This window comes from Psychrobacter sp. GP33, assembly GCF_014119005.1.
GTDB lineage: Bacteria > Pseudomonadota > Gammaproteobacteria > Pseudomonadales > Moraxellaceae > Psychrobacter.
Genome location: NZ_JACGYX010000002.1, coordinates 41537 through 59684, shown reverse-complemented (window position 1 = coordinate 59684; position 18148 = coordinate 41537). Strand labels below are relative to the sequence as shown.

The window sequence follows — 18148 nt, the reverse complement described above, 5'->3', positions numbered from 1 at the left end:
CCTCTTGTATTTTTAGTGTCTATTTTGCCACACTGTAAACCTAAGGTATAAATAACACTATAAAAAACATAAGGATAATAAGTGATGGATATTTTAATCAGTGGTGGTTCAGGGTTTTTGGGAAGTGCATTTAGTGAGACGCTGATAAAACGTTATCAGGAACAAAATAAACCGTTGCATATCACGTGGCTGACGCGTGATAGTAGCCAAACGCATCCTGATGCCATCTCTATGCTGACTTATGATGAGTTAGCAAAAACGGATAAAAGCTTTGATGTGATTTTAAATTTAGCGGGCGCTGGTATTGCCGATGAACGTTGGAGCGATGCGCGAAAAGAGGCATTGCTTGCCAGTCGTATTAAGCCCACAGAGTCATTACTCGACTTCATTGCTCGCAGTTCAGTTAAGCCTAAGTTGCTGGTGAGCGGTTCAGCGATTGGTTGGTATGGCGCACAAGGGAATACACCGTTGACGGAAACAAGTCATGCTGAGGACGACTTTGCTCATCACTTATGTGAGACGTGGGAGCAACTGGCGTTACAAGCGACTGAATCTGGTGTACCGGTTGCGATTGTACGTACGGGCGTGGTCATTCATCCGGATGGCGGTATGCTAGCTAAGCTCTTAACGCCCTTTAAAATGGGTGCTGGTGGTCAACTGGGTGATGGTCAACAAATCATGAGCTGGATTAGCCGTGACGATTGGGTCGGGGCAGTCATTTCTATTATTGAACAGCATCTGTCTGGAGCAGTTAAAACGCAGCAAAGTATGCACTCAATATACAATCTCACTGCGCCTAATCCCGTCACTAATCATACCTTTACCAAAGAGCTTGGCGCTTGGCTTCATCGCCCAACTTTTCTGACGTTACCCAGCGCTGTATTAAAATTAATGTTTGGTGAGATGTCGACTTTGCTTATTGATGGACAAAAGGTTGTGCCACAAGCATTATTAAATGCCGGTTATAAATTTAAATACCCAACTTTAAAACAAGCCTTAACGCAACAGTCTTTATGAGCAATAGATAATAAAGTTTCACGTGAAACAATCGATAATTTACATTGTTTTTTATTTTAAAATACTGCGAATTGTTGATTGGCAAAATATTTATAAAAGTTTTGCGATAATAATGAGACTAAAAAAATTGTATTATAGTAGCAACATAAACTGGTATTGGTTACTAATATTTATGGCTAACTATGAGCTTGTGTCATAAAATAACGCTAAATTTTGAATATTATTTAAATGATGATGCTGTTATTTTTGTTTATAACCCAAGGTCTTTCTGTAACAACCAGTATTCTACTGTGCTGGTTAATCCGCATAAAACGTCGCCAGAATAAACTGCTATTGGCAGGGGCAGTATTTACTATTAATAATATAATACTCCTTTACGGTCTGAGTGAGTTTTGGCGAGCGCGCTTTCACGTGTATTTAGTAATCAGTATTTTACAAGGCTTTATGCTTTATGCTGCTTTCATAACTGCCCTTATCGCTGGCGTTTATTCTTATATTTTTAAGCAACAAAGCCGACCGAAATTGCTGCGTGCGCTGGCTGTTGGGCTATATTTGGGTATTGTGGGTTTAGCAGTATTCAATGCGTATTCGCCCGTTGTGCATCATTTAACTGTACAAACAGACAAACCCTTAGACAAACCGCTGAAAATGGCGCTGGTATCCGATACGCATTTGGATCGCTGGTTTGGCAATCGACAGCTAAAAGAGCTAGTGAGCCTTATTGATGCGCAGCATGTTGATACGGTACTGTTGGCAGGCGACATTATGAATGACAGTACTTATTACTATGATAAGACGAATATGCATAAACAGCTATCAAAGCTTACCGCGCCACTTGGCGTATACGCAGTGCTAGGCAACCATGATTATTCTGGTAATCAGGTCGCTATTGCTGAAGCCGTTAGCAATGCGGGAATACAGGTGATTGATAACAAGAGTGTTTATTTAAATGACGCTGTTTGGTTGGTTGGGCGTTCAGATGAGACGGATTATGGTCGCCCGTTGGCAGAAGAGCTATTGCCACCTATTGATACTAATAAGCCAGTGGTAATGTTAGAGCACAGTCCTTCAGAAATTAGGCTCATCAGTCATCTACCCGTAGATTTACATTTGACCGGACATACGCATGGTGGTCAGATATTTCCATTAACCATGTTGATGAAGTATTCACGACCCTTATTATATGGCGCTAAAAAAATAAAGGATACACAATTTTTGGTGACATCAGGTTATGGTTTCGGTGCTGTACCGTTTAGACTCGGAACGCGCTCTGAAATTTGGGTTATCACACTAGAATCCACAAAAAAATCAGCAGATTGATAATTTACTAGGTTGATAATATCGAATTACGTTAACGACTAGGTCACTTTTAAAGCTATGTTATTTCTAAAGCTTTAACTTGCATTGGGGTCTATAACGTAACCTTAGGATAAAGTATGCGCTATGCGTTTTTTCTCATCATTATTGTGTTGCTAGAGCTGTTTAGTTTAGGCGCAGTATTGAGCTTGCAATGGTGGCTACAGCCCTTGATGGCTTCAACACCGATGCTCAAAATAGTGATATTTGGCATAATATTTATCATTAGTAATGGCTTATTAGTACTCAGTGTGAGCAAGGTATTTGCTAATGGCTATCGCTGGGTAAGTGGCTGGATGCTGGTCATGCATTTCATTATGCTCACCGGCTTGCTAACCAGTGTATTGTACGGTGGTTATTTATTTATCAGTATATTTCTTGATATCAATATAAATAACGTTGAAATGAATGTGCTGGGATTACGAGCGATTGCTTTATTCATCTTTATAGCAATGTTTATTTGCGCCTTATATAGCGCTTATATACCCGTAGTGCGAAAGCTGGCTATTAATATTGATAAGCCTATGCAAGGACAGCTACGTATCGCGTTAGCGAGTGATATGCATTTCGGACGGTTATTTGGTAGCGGTGCTATAGATAGGCTATGTCGTCTAGTGGTTCAAGCCCAAGCGGACATATTGTTAATGCCTGGTGACATTATGGATGACAATACCAAAGCATTTACCACTTATAATATGAGAAAAAATTTAACTGAACTATGCTGTAGCTTGCCTTATGGGGTCTATGCCACGCTAGGTAATCACGATTTATATGGGCATGAAAAATCGATTAGTAACGCTTTACGTAGCGCTGGCGTGCGGTTATTAAACGATGAGGTATTTCGTTTAGAACATAACGGTCAACCAATATGGTTGGTAGGACGCTTTGATAATCATAAACCCCAGCGCGTCGCGACGACCGAATTACTAGCGCAAGTGAATACGGATGAGCCAGTTGTATTATTAGATCATCGACCTAGTGATATTGTTAACCATAGTCAACTGCCCATCGATTTACAAGTCTCAGGTCATACCCATAACGGACAGATATTTCCCGCTAATTTCATTGTTAAGGTTATCAACCGTTTGGGCTATGGTTATGAAGCCATCGGGATGGGACATTTTGTGGTATCGTCTGGTTACGGCTTTTGGGGTATACCGTTTCGCTTGGGGTCACGCTCTGAGATTTGGCTTATTACCTTAACGGGTAAGTCACCTTGAAAGGTAACTCGGCTACGTTATCCCGAGCGAGTAAAGTAAAACAAAAACGTCACCTAAATCTTTTCAATCATTTCTTCAATACTTCCTTTGAATTTTTATTTAAACGTCATTGTATTCATCTCTGTGCCAATTATCTGCCGTGTAAAAATAGCAAACCTATCAATAATATCATCCATCTCGCGCCCAAGACCTTGATGCACGCTCATCAAATGAGTAAAACCATGTGGTGCGCCAAGGACGGTATGCGTCTGCACGTTGATACCATAACCTTGTAGCTGCTTGGCATAAACCAGCGCTTCATCACGTAAGATGTCCAATTCAGCAGCGACGATATAGCTTGGACACATATGTGTATTATCACCACACATGGGTGAGATAAGCGCGTGCGGTTGTGTTAAAGAGCAATGCTGTAGATAAGCGGCATGAAACACTTCAATATCGTTATAATTTAGTATTAAGCCTTGACCATATAACTTCCAGCTTGGATAGTCCGTTCCGATATCGGTGATCGGATATAATAATAGTTGTGCCAGCGGATGCGGTAAATTTTGCAGATTTTGGAAAATATCAACTGTAAAGTCATCAAGCGTATCAATATACTCCTGTTTATCAGAGGACTGATTAACAGTGGCGTTGCTCACCTGTTGTGCTACCAATGCCGCAAGGCAACCGCCCGAGCTATCGCCTGTTAAAACGATACGCGATGATGATGCATCAAGAGTATGGGCATGTTTAACCAACCAAGTATAAGCCTCAAGACAATCTCTAATAGCAGTAGGAGCAGGGTGTTCTGGTGCTAGACGGTAGTCAACACTGACAACCGCCCAACCAGTTTGCGCACAAACGGCGTGACAAAATTCATGATCTGTATTGACATCACCAAAACAGAATCCGCCCCCATGAAAAAATAACATCACCACACTATCAGCGTTCTGCGTATCACGACTCGGCTTATCACCACTATGTTCATAACTATTTTCTGATTGATAACAGCGAATGGTCATATCACCGCCGTCAGCATTAGCGATAATCTTATCTTGCCATAGCACTGTATTACCGTTTTCTTTATGGTTAATATCATTAATGTTTTCATTTTTGCTAATTTTATTTTTACAATTTTTTCTATTAAGAGTATCTTCAGTATTTGTTTGTTGCCATACACTTGGAGATTGAAGCGCGACCATCTCGGTTGCAAATTTTTGCCGTAACTGTATCAACTGGGTGATTTGTATGGGGGGCTTGAGCTTATCGTTTAATCCAATAATCAGTCTCATATGCGCATCAGCGTGAGGATACTGCTCAGCCGTAGGCGCCTTTAAATATTGATTAAGTTGCTCAAGAACTGACGTGGGTAGATCACCTAACCCCTTTAAAACATAATGCAATACATGACGCTGATTGCTACGTTCTACCGCAGTAGTTTCTATTGCTTTTATTACTTTTGTGAACATTGGATTTAGCGATGATATCGGCAAAATTTGCATAAACTCCCTCATATAATCAAAATGAGCATCGGTTGGTATTCTTCAGTATCACTATATAAAAGCTACTGCAGATAACGTATTTTATAGACCACTTTACCTTATTTATAATTCCAGCTTCTATTGACTATAGTACGGCTAGCGCTATAAGAACTTAAGCGTGTCTTGGTAACAAATTTATCGCTTTTAAGCCGCTAATTTTGACTCTATGTTAAGCACCTCACTGACAAACTGAGCAAAACTCCTGATAATATAATGCGTTTCTTGTTCCAGTCCCTGATGAACGCTCATAAAATGAATAAATCCGTGCGGAGCTCCCAGTACCAAATGAGTAGAAACATCGATACCGTAGCGCTGTAATTGCTCAGCATAAGCAAATGATTCATCACGTAATATATCCAATTCGGCAGCAACGATATAGGTGGGGCATACCTCACTATTGTCACCAAGCATTGGTGAGATGAGTACATGCTGCCGTGACAGTCTGCTATGCTGAACGTAAGCTGCATCAAACACTACAATATCATCATGATCTAATAGCAAGCCTTTACCGTAAAGCGTCCAGCTGGCGTATTCAATTTCGATATCAGTCACGGGATATAATGGCATTTGTGCCAGCGGGCGTGGTAGGTTCTGTAGCTGGTCAAAGGTTTCTTGTCCCTCTATACCAATATCTAACCACGACGTTTTTGTAGGTGTCGCTACCTGTTGAGCCACCAGTGTTGCCAGACAACCACCGGCACTATCACCGGCTAAGACAATACGCATGGGGTCTGCTCCAAGTGTATGACAATGCTTAGCTAACCAAGCATAGGCTGCAATACAATCTCGCAGTGCTATGGGTGCAGGATGTTCAGGTGCTAAACGATAGTCTACACTGACTAACGCCCAGCCAGTTTGGGCGCAGACTGCATGACAAAACTCATGATGCGTATTGACATCGCCAATACAAAACCCGCCGCCATGAAAAAATAACATGACGGTTTTATCCGGGTTTTGTTGATGGTTCTGATGGTCTGTTGTGGCTTGATAACACCGAATTCTCATAGCACCGCCATCAGCATTGCCTATGATTTTATCGTCCCAGCAAACCGTCGGCGTGTCATTCCTTAGGTTTATTTTTGCCACTATTTTATTAACTATCTCAATGTCTACTTTAGAACTTAGATTAGGCGGAAGTTTATGAATACTGGACTCATTAAGAATGGCTTGTTGCCATACTTTTGGTGATTGCATGGCGACCGCATCAACAGCAAAACGTTGTCGCAATTTGACTAACATCTCAAGCTGCAATGGGCGTTTTAACTTACTATTTACAGCGATAATTAAGCGTAAATGAGCATTTGCATGTTCATATTGTTTGGTTGTTGGCCCGTCTAAATAATCGACTAGATACTCTAGAAGCGAGTCAGGTAAGTAACCCAAAGTTTTTAACGCATAATGTAGCTTATGTTGCTGGTAAGCCGCCACGTGCTGACAACGTGATATATTCTTGGACTTAAAAAATCCTATATTTGGTGCTTGCACATAAGGTTTAGGCAGATAAGCTTGCTGATTAATTGGCTGACCAAAAGCGGAGGGGCTAATACGCCTTAGCATTCTATTTAAAAAAGTGCGTAGCGCTGGTGTGGGTAAAATAGGCATGCAGGTCCTTACTCATTCAAACTAATATTAATTTTCAGAAAAATTTTAAATAGTACAGATAATAGTCGGTAGTAATAACACAGAGTATTTATTCAGTTTCTAAAAAGGTTTGTGGTCCTTTAAAGTAATAAATATAAAAAAGGCAGCACATAGGCTTGAAATTTAGCCTCATTACCTTTATCAAGCAACTATTGACTATGATTTATCAATAACAAGACATACTATAAAAATGGGGTTTAAAAATCGATACGTAAGAACCCAATTTTAAGTAAGCAAGCTTAAAAAACCATTCAAGCGAGTAAACGGCAAGACACTTATTTAGATGACTAAAACACAGCAGTCTCTCGGCAACTGCCGATTTTATTATAAATGTAAGTTCCATTATTAGAAAATCAAAAGGAGTTATTATGAGCGAACAAGCCCCAAATCACGAGTTTGACACCCAAGATCCGAAAGCGACACAAAGCAATATCGACCGTGACAGCAGCGTATTAGCAGAAACGCTGGATGAATTTAATCCAGAAGTTAATTCAGGTAATGAGGAAACCATCGATAGCGAAATCGATATTCGCGCCTTTGAAACTCGCATCGCTGAATTAGAAAGCGAAGTAAAGCAGGCAAAAGAACATACCGCGCGCGCCAATGCTGAAACCTATAATGCACAAAAACGTATCGAACATGAAGCGGATAAAAGCAAAAAATTCGCCTTGCAGAAATTCGCCAAAGAGCTGTTAGAAGTCGTCGATAATTTAGAGCGTGCGATTGAAAATGCTGATGTCAATGACCCCGTTGCTGAAGGCGTGCAATTGACCCATAAAGCACTGCTTGCAGCCTTGAATAAAAATGGCGTACAAGTGGTTGACCCAGAAGGCGAAGTGTTTGATGCCGACTTCCATGAAGCGGTTGGTATTGACCCAGAAGCTGACGCCAATACCGTGGGAACGGTACTGCAAAAAGGCTATAGCTTAAACGGTCGTTTATTGCGCCCGGCTATGGTGCGAGTTGGCCAGTAATTGTTGTTCAGTAATTACTGGTCATTAATCCTTATATTAAATAGGGATATTCACAAAAAGTCACACAAAACGAAATATTTACCTTAAGTCTGACTTGAAAAAATTGTGATGTAGTCCGATATAAAGCTACAACTGACCAGCAATGGTCTGCTATTCCAAGCTTGAGTAGTTTTGTAGAATGAAATAATTTAACGAATCTGAACTTAGGCAATATAAACCACTTAAAATAAATTTGGAGAATAAATTATGGGTAAAGTCATTGGTATCGATTTAGGTACAACCAACTCATGTGTCGCAGTAATGGAAGGCGACAAAGTTAAAATTATTGAAAATGCTGAAGGTACGCGTACCACGCCATCGATTGTTGCATATAAAGATGATGAAGTATTGGTAGGTCAATCTGCCAAACGCCAAGCGGTCACCAACCCAAACAACACCTTATTTGCTATCAAGCGTCTTATCGGTCGTCGTTTTGATGACAAAGTCGTGCAAAAAGATATTGGTATGGTGCCGTACAAAATCGCTAAAGCTGACAATGGCGATGCATGGGTAGAAATCAACGGTAAAAAATTAGCGCCACCACAGGTTTCTGCTGAAATCTTGAAGAAAATGAAAAAAACGGCTGAAGATTATCTTGGTGAAGCGGTTACTGAAGCGGTAGTTACTGTACCTGCTTACTTCAACGACTCACAGCGTCAAGCCACTAAAGATGCGGGTAAAATTGCTGGTCTAGATGTAAAGCGTATCATCAACGAACCTACTGCAGCGGCACTTGCTTACGGCATGGACAAAAAGCAAGGCGATAGCGTTGTTGCGGTTTATGACTTGGGCGGTGGTACATTTGACGTATCAATCATTGAGATTGCTGACGTTGATGGCGAGCAACAGTTTGAAGTGTTGGCGACCAACGGTGATACATTCCTTGGCGGCGAAGACTTTGACTCAGCATTGATTGACTTCTTGGTGACTGAATTCAAAAAAGACCAAGACGTTAACCTTAAAGGTGACTCTCTAGCAATGCAGCGTCTAAAAGAAGCGGCAGAAAAAGCGAAAATTGAGTTATCAAGTGCCCAAAGCACAGAAGTGAACTTGCCATACATTACTGCTGATAGCAGTGGTCCTAAGCATTTAGTCGTTACCATCAGTCGCTCAAAACTAGAGAGCCTCACTGAAGAGTTGGTTCAACGCACTATGGGCCCTTGTAAGATTGCCCTTGAAGATGCTGGTCTAAAAGCAAGTGACATCAATGATGTTATCTTGGTTGGTGGTCAGACACGTATGCCACTAGTACAGCAAAAAGTACAAGAATTTTTCGGTCAAGAGCCACGTAAAGACGTGAACCCTGACGAAGCAGTCGCAGCGGGTGCAGCGATTCAAGGTGCGGTATTGTCTGGTGAGAAAACTGACGTGTTGCTACTTGACGTGACACCATTGACGCTTGGTATCGAAACCATGGGCGGCATCTTGACGCCAATCATTGAAAAAAATACCATGATTCCAACTAAGAAATCACAGGTATTTTCAACAGCTGAAGACAACCAGCCAGCCGTTAGTATTCAGGTGTATCAAGGCGAGCGTAAAATTGCGAACCAAAACAAACAGCTTGGTCGTTTTGACTTAACGGACATTCCACCAGCACCACGTGGTCTACCACAAATCGAAGTGAGCTTCGATATCAACGCTGACGGCATCATGAATATCTCAGCGACTGATAAAGGTACTGGTAAAGCGCAAAGTATCCAAATTAAAGCGGATTCTGGCTTGTCGGACGAAGAAGTTGAACAAATGATTCGTGATGCTGAAGCTAATGCTGCTGAAGACGAGAAATTCGCTAATCTAGCGCAAGTGCGTAACGAAGCAGATGGTCGTATCCATGCAGTACAAAAAGCGTTAAAAGATGCAGCTGATAAAGTATCTGACGATGAGAAATCATCAGTAGAAACTGCTATCTCTGAGCTTGAAGCCGCTGCTAAAGAAGACGATCATGATGAAATTAAAGCCAAGCTTGAAGCGTTAGACAATGCCTTCTTGCCAGTTAGCCAAAAAATCTACGCTGATGGTCCTGGTCCAGATAGCATGGATCCAAGCCAGTTCCAAGACGCGGCAAATGCTGCAGGTGCAAATCAGAGCAATGCCGCTGATGATGACGTGGTTGATGCTGAGTTTACTGAAGTTGATGAAGACAAGAAATAGTATTTATTTAAAAGCAGTTAGTCTTAAACGCTAATATTTTTTAAAAAAGCTAGCTTAAAATAAAAAACGCACCTTTCGAGGTGCGTTTTTTTATGTCTTTGATTATGAGAAATAGTATTTATGTGCGCTAGTACCTATGAGTACTAATAACTATGAATCACAGGTTTATGGCTTAAAAGCATTGATCATCAGCACTTCGTAGGTCAAATTAACACAGAGATTACCATTGTCATCTCGCGCTGAAAACTGCTGCCAATAGTCAGTCCCAAATTGTTGCAAACGACTTTTTGTCCACATGAACGGGCTGTCATTTAATAACGTTGCAGTTTGATTGGTTGAGACACCGGTTAACTTCATATGTTTAAGGACATCATGAGGATTAGAAAACGTTAAATCGAAACGATGGGTTGAAAGCCCAATCTGTTCAAATCCTGATGTGGTCAACGCTAGTCGCCAATCCTCTAAAGTTGGATAATGTAAGCCTTGTCCGGTTAATGATTTAATTTGCGAGAAATTATTTGGCGTAAAAGTGTTAAATAATAGCTGTCCATTAGACTTTAAACGCTGATAGGATTGGTCGATAAACCGTAATGGATTATCAAACCATTGCACCGCATTGGCACTAATAACCAAGCTATAATTATTACCTAAATTTATTGTTTCCGCATCGCCAATCACTATTTTAGCGGACGGTGATATTGACTGCAAAATTGGCAACTGCTTGCCTGCTAATTCATTAATAATCCACTGCTGGCTGTCAATATTTTCGGCTAATAACCGTGTCATCTGACCCGTTCCCGCACCAATTTCTAACACACTGTCATGATGAGAATACGCAATTTTTGCCAGTAACAAATTACAGACTAGCTGTTGGATATTGGCATGGTGGTCATATCGGGTTGCTTGTGCAAAGTGTTGGGCAATACGTTGCTTTCTACTACTTAAATCAGAAGGATATTCCATGTTTTTCATAAATGGGTCATTAATCGTTGGCAATCGTCATATGTTAGCGCGGCATTCATGACCAATCGGATACGCGCTGTATTAACAGGTACGGTAGGCGGTCTAATGGGTAGCGCGTAAAATCCAGCCTCTTGTAGCTGCAAGGCTTTGGCAACCGCGAGCCGATTATCCCCTAAAATGTATGGGATAATCGGGGATTGATAGTGCTCAGGCTGGATATTCTCTGAGGGGCTATGTGGTGGCTGAAGTGTTTTGCTGACAAATTTATTAAGCTGCAGGGATAACGTTGCTAAATGTTGGCGTTTATCATTAAGATACGGCATTTTTGCTAAAACAAAGCGTGTCCATGCATGATTCATCGGCGGTAATGCGGTACTAAAAATAAGTGGGCGCATCTGATTAATCAGCCATTGCCTAACCGATTCATCACAGAGAATATAAGCCCCGACCGAAGCAAATGCCTTGCCAAATGTACCAACCAGATAATCAATATCTACTAACGTTTGTGTCTCTTCCGCCAATCCCAAGCCTTGGTTGCCAAGAATACCCACTGCGTGCGCTTCATCGACATATAGCTCAATGCGACTGTCCTGAGCTTTAAGTTGCACCAATTGCAATAAATCAGCGCGGTCGCCATCCATACTAAAAATACTTTCGGTGACGATAATAATACGCTCTGTTTCTGCTGACGCTTGCTCAATCATTTGGGCTAACTGCTGATAATCATTGTGTCGATAGCGGCGATAGGTACATAGCTTCGTTTGGCTCAGCCGTATACCATCGATGATACTGGCATGAACCAGCTTATCCGCAAGAATAAGGGTTTTGACAGGCAATGCGGTTAGCGCAGGTAATATACCAATATTGGCATGATAACCACTATTCATTACCAAAGCAGACTTTAGTGCATTGTCACATGTCACTGTTGCAGCGGCGGATTGATACCAATCTTGCAACTCATTTTCTAGAGCTTGCAGATGCTCATCATTACCGGTTAATAAGCGTGAAGAAGTAGCGCTCATTTTGGGAAGTTGTGTAATCGGTAATTGTTGTAATTGCTCTAAGAACTTAGCTTGTAGCTCGTTGTCGCAACCCAAACCTAGGTAGTCGTTACTGGCAATATTAAGTAAGGTGTTGCCTTGATAAAGAACATGACGCTCTTGGTGAGTGAGGGTTGGCAAATCACGATATTGTTGTCGCTCTTTAAGTGATTGCAAAGACCTCTCTAGACGCTCAGTGATGGAGTTTGCCATTTAAAGCTTCCTTATTGGCACTTATTAATGTAGTTTTTCATAAATTAAGTATGGATTATTGCATAAATCTTGTTTTTGTAACAAATAATTTCATTACCTAGTCTTTGTATCTTGATGACTGATAAATACTTGCAAAACTTAACTAAGCTACTATTAAACACTGACAGTGTGAATGAAATACTTTGTTACTATGTACTCATCGTTAGCAAACAAGGCGATATGACTGTAAAAATGTCTATGATATATAACATCAAACACAATTAAATAACTTGTTTGTCACAATTAATTTTAAGGAGAGAGACATGAAAACATTACAAAAAACTCTACTTGCTCTAGTAGCTGGTTCTTTGTTGAGCGTGGGTGCACAAGCCGCTATGTCTTACGGCAACGGTTACACAGGACAACCATATGCTGGTGTAAAAGTTGGTAAATTTGACTTAGATACTGATGGTGCTAGTGATCCGACTGCTTATGGTGTATATGGTGGCTATAACTTCGATCCTAACTTTGGCGTCGAAGCTGAATATGTAGGTTCAGATAGTGCTGACTATAGAGGCGGTGAAATCGATGCCAAAACTTATGGCGTATATGGTACTTATCGTCACTTTGTTCCAAATACCGCACTTTATGGTAAAGCTAAGCTAGGTGTAGCGCGTACTGAACTAGATGGTAATTACAGAGCGGGTAATGGTACTGTTGGTAATCCGTTCCGTAACGCTTCTTACTCAGATAAAGATACTAGTCTTGCAGGTGGTGTAGGTGTTGGTTACGCAGTGAACTCAGACTTTGGTATCGAAGCTGAATATGACATTGTTGGCAGTGATGCTAATCTGATGACAATTGGTGCCCAACTTAAATTCTAAACACCACTCAGATAATTTAATCATAAATTGAGTCATTAAAAAGCATAGCAGTTTATGACAATAAAAAACGATCACCTCAGGTGGTCGTTTTTTTGTTGGGATTTCTATGTGTTTGATAGTTTTAGTATTTATTAACTCTTCAATGGGAGCTAGACAGCTTCTAATTAACCTATAAAAATCACTTAACCTTTGCAAACCGATTGTTTTTTATACAGATAATGCTGCTAGAAGTATGCTACATTAAATGATAAACGACCAGTGGAGAATATGACAATGGTTGAGACCCTCTATATGATTGAGCCTTGGCATTGGTTGGTGTTGGGCCTTTTATTGATACTTGTTGAGATGTTTATTCCAACTTTTGCTAGCCTTTGGTTTGGCTCAGCTGCTGTTATTATTGCTGCGGTGTCATGGCTGCTACCCATTTCATTGTTATGGCAAGTTCTGCTTTGGTTGACGCTATCTGTTATTTTTATGTTTGCTTGGGTCAAGTATATCAAACCGCTATCGGTAGATCGCACCAAAGCAGGTCTTGGTGGTTCGGTGATTATAGGAGAGACCGGGATGATTGTCGTGAAACCACAAGCGAATATATTAGGGGTTGTTCGTTTTAGTGTACCTATTGTTGGTGCTGATGAATGGTTTTGTCGTAGCTATGATGAAGGGATTGAGATTGGCGACCGGGTGGTGGTGACTGATATCATTGGTAATGAGTTGGTCGTTGAGCGTCCTAGACGGATGGTAGATTCAGGTATCAATCGTTAGTTATTCAGGTTCCCTATGAGAAATAACTTATTCAATATTAATTATTAAAAATAATATGTTAAAAAGCAGTAGCCCTCGTTTAATATGATTTATCGTAGGGACTCAAGGAGAGTCGCATGAATAGCATTATTAATAGCCTAGATAGCTTTAGCATCGTTATGGTTGTACTGGTCGCTTTGATTGCCTTTACGGTTTTTAAAGGGGTACGCATTGTACCGCAAGGCTACAAATGGATTGTGCAGCGTTTGGGTAAATACAGTCAAACCTTAGAGCCAGGTTTAAACTTAATTATTCCGTTTATCGATAAAGTGGCTTATAAGGTCACTACCAAAGATATCGTATTGGATATTCCTTCTCAAGAAGTCATCACTCGTGACAACGTGGTTATCGTTGCCAATGCCGTTGCTTACATCAATATTGTGCGCCCTGATAAAGCGGTCTATGGTATCGAGGATTATGCCTATGGTATTCGTAATTTAGTACAGACTTCTTTACGTTCAATCATTGGTGAGATGGATTTAGACAGTGCTTTGTCGAGTCGTGATGAAATTAAAGCTAAGCTTAAGCAGGCGATATCAGAGGACATCTCTGATTGGGGTATCACCCTAAAAACGGTGGAAATTCAAGATATTAATCCGTCGCAAACGATGCAAGCGTCAATGGAAGAGCAAGCAGCGGCAGAGCGTCTGCGCCGTGCTACAGTGACACGTGCTGATGGTCAAAAGCAAGCGGCTATCCTACAAGCTGATGGTCGTCTAGAAGCTTCACGCCGTGATGCCGAAGCACAGGTCGTACTGGCCAAAGGGTCGGAAGAGTCTATTCGACTGATTACCGCCGCAATGGGTGATGAGGAAATGCCGATAGTCTATTTACTTGGTGAGCAGTATATTAAGGCGATTCGTCAGCTAGCCGAATCTAATAATGCAAAAATGGTGGTATTACCAGCTGATATTTTAAGTACGATTAAAGGTATGGTGGGCGATAAGCTCAAGGTTTAGTAACTGATTTCCGTACACTAATAATAATTTAGTCTTATCTTAGAGTCACCAGTTTCTAAAATAGTCAGTGAGCACTTTATGCACTGACTATTTTTTTGGCTAAATTTTGGCTATAAATTAACAACAAATCGCTTCTGACTTAGTTTTTTATTAAGGTATGGTTTTTATAGTTATTATCATCCAAAACACTAGCAAATTTTCATTCAGGAAATTAAAAAATGTCAAAAATAACTAAAATAGAAGAAATTATCAGTATTAATAACTTCATCCAAGGCAGCCCATTACCATTTAGTATCTTGGATAATCAGTATGTCAATGCAGCATACCCTGATAGACAACTAGAAATTAGAAATGGCGGTTTTGGTTCAGACGCTGCTGCCCATCCGACCAACCCCAAGCAGTTTTATGTGCTGACCGACCGTGGACCTAATGCTGATTTTGTCGGTAGTGCGGGAGCGGGAAAGCGCTTTCTATTACCTGAATATACGCCGCGTATTGGGCTGTTTGAGCTGCAAGATAATGGACAAATTACCAAGATTAAGGAAATTTTACTTAAAGATGCAAACGGTAGGCCTATATCTGGGCTGCCCAATCCAAAAGCATTTGGCGGTACTCATGAAGTCCCTTATGATGCTCAAGGTAATGTAATGACTGTGAATCCTAACCTACCGTTTGATGAAATAACTAATCCGATTAAAAATGATATTAATGGCTTAGATCCTGAAGGTTTAGCGTCGTTAAACGACGGTAGCTTTTGGGTGAGCGATGAGTATGGTCCGCACCTTGTGCATTATGATGCTGATGGGGTGGAGATTGAACGCGTTAATCCCTTTACAAATGATGCGCGTAACAATGTCATGAATAATGGCAAACTGATATTACTACCGACAGAATTTATAAATCGCCGCGCCAATCGCGGTATGGAAAGTTTGACCATCACCCCTGACCAAAGCACGTTGGTTGGCGTAATGGAGTCGTCGATGGATAATCCGGATAAGTCAGGACGCGGCTCAAGCTTAACCCGTATTATTGCGATAAATTTACTCACAGGGCAGATTGCGCAATATCTATATCGACTTAATAGCGCGCAGCATGTTGTATCTGGTATCACAGCTATTAATGGTCATGAGTTTTATGTGATTGAACATGACCGTAAATTTCCCATGCAAGATAAATCAGCGCAAAAACATATTTATCAAATAGACATGAGTGCTGCTACTGACATTATTGCTACTCGTAAGATCAGCCAAAATAACCATCAATTAGAACAAGATGCGACGGTCGGCTTGACCGTCAATAGCGAGACTTTAGAGCAGTTTATTGGCAAAAGTGACGATCATTGGCAGCTACTGGCAACTATGAATATTAACCCTGTACACAAAACCTTGGTGGTTGATGTCATCGCTGAATTGGACTACTCACATGATAAGCTAGAAGGTTTGTGGCTCAGACAAGATGGCTCGCTGGGCTTATTAAATGATGATGATTTTGGCATAACTGATGTCACCATGGCGGATGGAAGTAATGCTCTTGAGCAAAAATATTTGGATAGTGCAAAAACTATAGAAGATGCCAATCGACTGTATATTGTTACGCCTGAAACAGTGAAGCCTATAAAGTAGGATTCAATCTCAGCATTTTTTATAGCTGTCTTATCTTTTTCTTATTACTGTCATAAACCTTCGCTACACTACCCAAACCGTCCGTACTATTGTGCAGGATTGGGTAGTGTGTTGATTGCGATATAGCATCGCAGTACCAGTGCTTTTTTTGAGCCGTTTGGTTCATGATTGAGGGTAATAATGACCATAATAAGACCAAAAATACAAACTTATAAGCAATTTACGTACGCATCATTAGCGTTTTTTATCTGTGGTTTGGCAAGCAGCCAAAGCTTACAAGCTAAAAATAATGAGTCAGTGCAGCCGCTAAACTTTATCCAAGGTATCGCGCTGCCCTATAGCATTTTGGACGCTCGTTTACCGCTTGCTGCTAATAATGAAAAAATCAGTATTCATAATGGTGGTTTTGGCTCAGATGCTGCGGCTCATCCTATTCATGCTAACCAATTCTATGCGCTGACTGATCGTGGACCGAATGCCGACTTTAAGGGCAGTGAAGGGAAAGGTAAACAGTTTTTAACGCCAGATTATACACCACGTATCGGCTTGTTTGAGCTAACAGCAGCGGGTGAAATAAAACTGCTCAAGCAAATACTGTTTAAAGACCGGAGCGGTAAACTTATCAATGGCTTGCCCAATCCGAAAGCAATGGGCGGCACCAATGAGTTGGCGTATGATAGTGCAGGCAAGCTCATCACCGTTGATAGCAGTCGTCCTTACGATGTCAGCAGTAACCCTAGCAAAACCGATCCCAATGGCTTGGATGCCGAAGGACTGGCAGCGTTAAAAGACGGCACGTTTTGGGTCAGTGATGAGTATGGTCCGCATATTGTGCATTACAATAGCGAGGGCGTAGAACTGCAGCGCATCAATGCCTTTGCCAAAGACACACGCAATAATGTCGTTGTTAATGGTAAGCAGGTGCTGCTACCGGTGGAATTTGCCAGACGCCGTGCCAATCGTGGTATGGAGGGTCTGACCATCACCCCTGACCAAAGTACATTGGTGGGTATCATGCAGTCGTCGATGGACAATCCAGATAAATCAGGGCGTGACAGCACCCTTACCCGTATTGTCAGTATCAATCTGCGTAGCGGAGACATAAAGCAGTATCTTTATCAGCAGCAGCGCGCGGGTAATGCCAACTCCGCTATTGTTGCTATTAATAACCATGAGTTTTATGTGATTGAGCGCGATGGCGACTTGCCGTTACAGGAATCAAAATCACAAAAGCATATCTATAAAATAAACCTTGCCAATGCCACCGATATTGAGCGCATTACCGCTAACAATAATACCGTTAACAATAATACTGCTGAAAACAGTATTGCTAAAAACAGTATCCAGCGTGACCCAAATACCGGGATACTTATCAATAACCAAACGCTTGAGCAGTACGTTGCTGAAGAATCCGATGCGTGGCGCAAACTTGCTCAGCTTGGCATCAAACCCGTTGCCAAGCAGCTGGTATTTGATGCGGTAAAAGAATTAAAATATCCACATGATAAATTAGAAGGCTTGTGGCTGCGTCAAGATGGCACGCTTGGGCTATTGAACGACGATGATTTTTCGGTAGAAACGCAAGAGAATAAATTAAGCCAAAAATACTTGGATAAAGAAGGACGTATTCAGGATATTGGGCGCTTATATATTGTGAAACCCAAACAATAAATCAGCAGCTATTTATATTTTTCAAATTAAAAAAGACCTCACAGTAGAGGTCTTTTTTAGCAATTTTTTAAAAATACTTTGAAGGTATT

14 protein-coding genes are annotated in these 18148 nt (G+C 41.1%); 10 read left to right on the top strand and 4 right to left on the bottom strand.

The genetic code is table 11. The features are described 5' to 3' along the window. Positions 1-84: 84 nt before the first annotated feature. The 3 genes from H2245_RS02720 (at position 85) to H2245_RS02710 (ending at position 3593) form a co-directional block, all read left to right on the top strand. Complete coding sequence (locus tag H2245_RS02720) at positions 85-1017, top strand: TIGR01777 family oxidoreductase (protein ID WP_182405727.1); 933 nt, start codon at positions 85-87, stop codon at positions 1015-1017. 246 nt (positions 1018-1263) lie between these two features. Then, positions 1264-2337, top strand: coding sequence for a metallophosphoesterase (locus H2245_RS02715; RefSeq protein WP_259365056.1), 1074 nt, complete (start codon positions 1264-1266; stop codon positions 2335-2337). A gap of 116 nt (positions 2338-2453) precedes the next feature. Further along, positions 2454-3593, top strand: coding sequence for a metallophosphoesterase (locus H2245_RS02710; RefSeq protein WP_182405726.1), 1140 nt, complete (start codon positions 2454-2456; stop codon positions 3591-3593). Between the two features lie 95 nt (positions 3594-3688). On the opposite strand, the gene H2245_RS02705 is transcribed toward H2245_RS02710, so the two are convergent. Next, complete coding sequence (locus H2245_RS02705; protein WP_182405725.1) at positions 3689-5077, bottom strand: alpha/beta hydrolase; 1389 nt, start codon at positions 5075-5077, stop codon at positions 3689-3691. Positions 5078-5260: 183 nt separating this feature from the next. Beyond that, positions 5261-6718, bottom strand: coding sequence for an alpha/beta hydrolase (locus H2245_RS02700; protein ID WP_182405724.1), 1458 nt, complete (start codon positions 6716-6718; stop codon positions 5261-5263). A 407-nt stretch (positions 6719-7125) separates the two neighbouring features. Between H2245_RS02700 and grpE the strand changes: the two genes are divergently transcribed. Next, a complete protein-coding gene (gene grpE, locus H2245_RS02695) occupies positions 7126-7731 on the top strand; it encodes a nucleotide exchange factor GrpE (protein ID WP_182405723.1) in 606 nt (201 codons plus the stop codon). A 246-nt stretch (positions 7732-7977) separates the two neighbouring features. Further along, positions 7978-9924, top strand: coding sequence for a molecular chaperone DnaK (gene dnaK / locus H2245_RS02690; protein WP_182405722.1), 1947 nt, complete (start codon positions 7978-7980; stop codon positions 9922-9924). Between the two features lie 165 nt (positions 9925-10089). On the opposite strand, the gene H2245_RS02685 is transcribed toward dnaK, so the two are convergent. Together H2245_RS02685 and H2245_RS02680 are read right to left on the bottom strand one after the other, a co-directional pair. Continuing rightward, positions 10090-10896 (bottom strand): methyltransferase domain-containing protein, encoded by an 807-nt coding sequence (locus tag H2245_RS02685; protein WP_182405721.1) that lies wholly within the window; start codon positions 10894-10896, stop codon positions 10090-10092. Continuing rightward, positions 10893-12140, bottom strand: a complete 1248-nt coding sequence (locus H2245_RS02680; RefSeq protein ID WP_182405720.1) for an 8-amino-7-oxononanoate synthase — start codon at positions 12138-12140, stop codon at positions 10893-10895. The genes H2245_RS02685 and H2245_RS02680 overlap by 4 nt, the downstream gene beginning before the upstream one ends. Positions 12141-12442: 302 nt before the next feature. Here H2245_RS02680 and H2245_RS02675 point away from each other — a divergent pair, with 302 nt between their 5' ends. The 5 genes from H2245_RS02675 (at position 12443) to H2245_RS02655 (ending at position 18059) form a co-directional block, all read left to right on the top strand. Beyond that, positions 12443-13003, top strand: coding sequence for a porin family protein (locus H2245_RS02675; RefSeq protein WP_182405719.1), 561 nt, complete (start codon positions 12443-12445; stop codon positions 13001-13003). Between the two features lie 273 nt (positions 13004-13276). Beyond that, positions 13277-13768, top strand: coding sequence for an NfeD family protein (locus H2245_RS02670; RefSeq protein WP_182405718.1), 492 nt, complete (start codon positions 13277-13279; stop codon positions 13766-13768). Between the two features lie 116 nt (positions 13769-13884). Beyond that, positions 13885-14766 carry an SPFH domain-containing protein gene (locus H2245_RS02665; protein WP_182405717.1) on the top strand — a complete coding sequence of 294 codons (882 nt, stop codon included), beginning with the start codon at positions 13885-13887 and terminating at the stop codon, positions 14764-14766. A 218-nt stretch (positions 14767-14984) separates the two neighbouring features. Beyond that, entirely contained in the window at positions 14985-16388 is a 1404-nt protein-coding gene (locus H2245_RS02660; RefSeq protein ID WP_182405716.1) for an esterase-like activity of phytase family protein, read from the top strand. A gap of 180 nt (positions 16389-16568) precedes the next feature. After that, positions 16569-18059, top strand: a complete 1491-nt coding sequence (locus H2245_RS02655) for an esterase-like activity of phytase family protein (RefSeq protein WP_182405715.1) — start codon at positions 16569-16571, stop codon at positions 18057-18059. Positions 18060-18148: the final 89 nt, after the last annotated feature.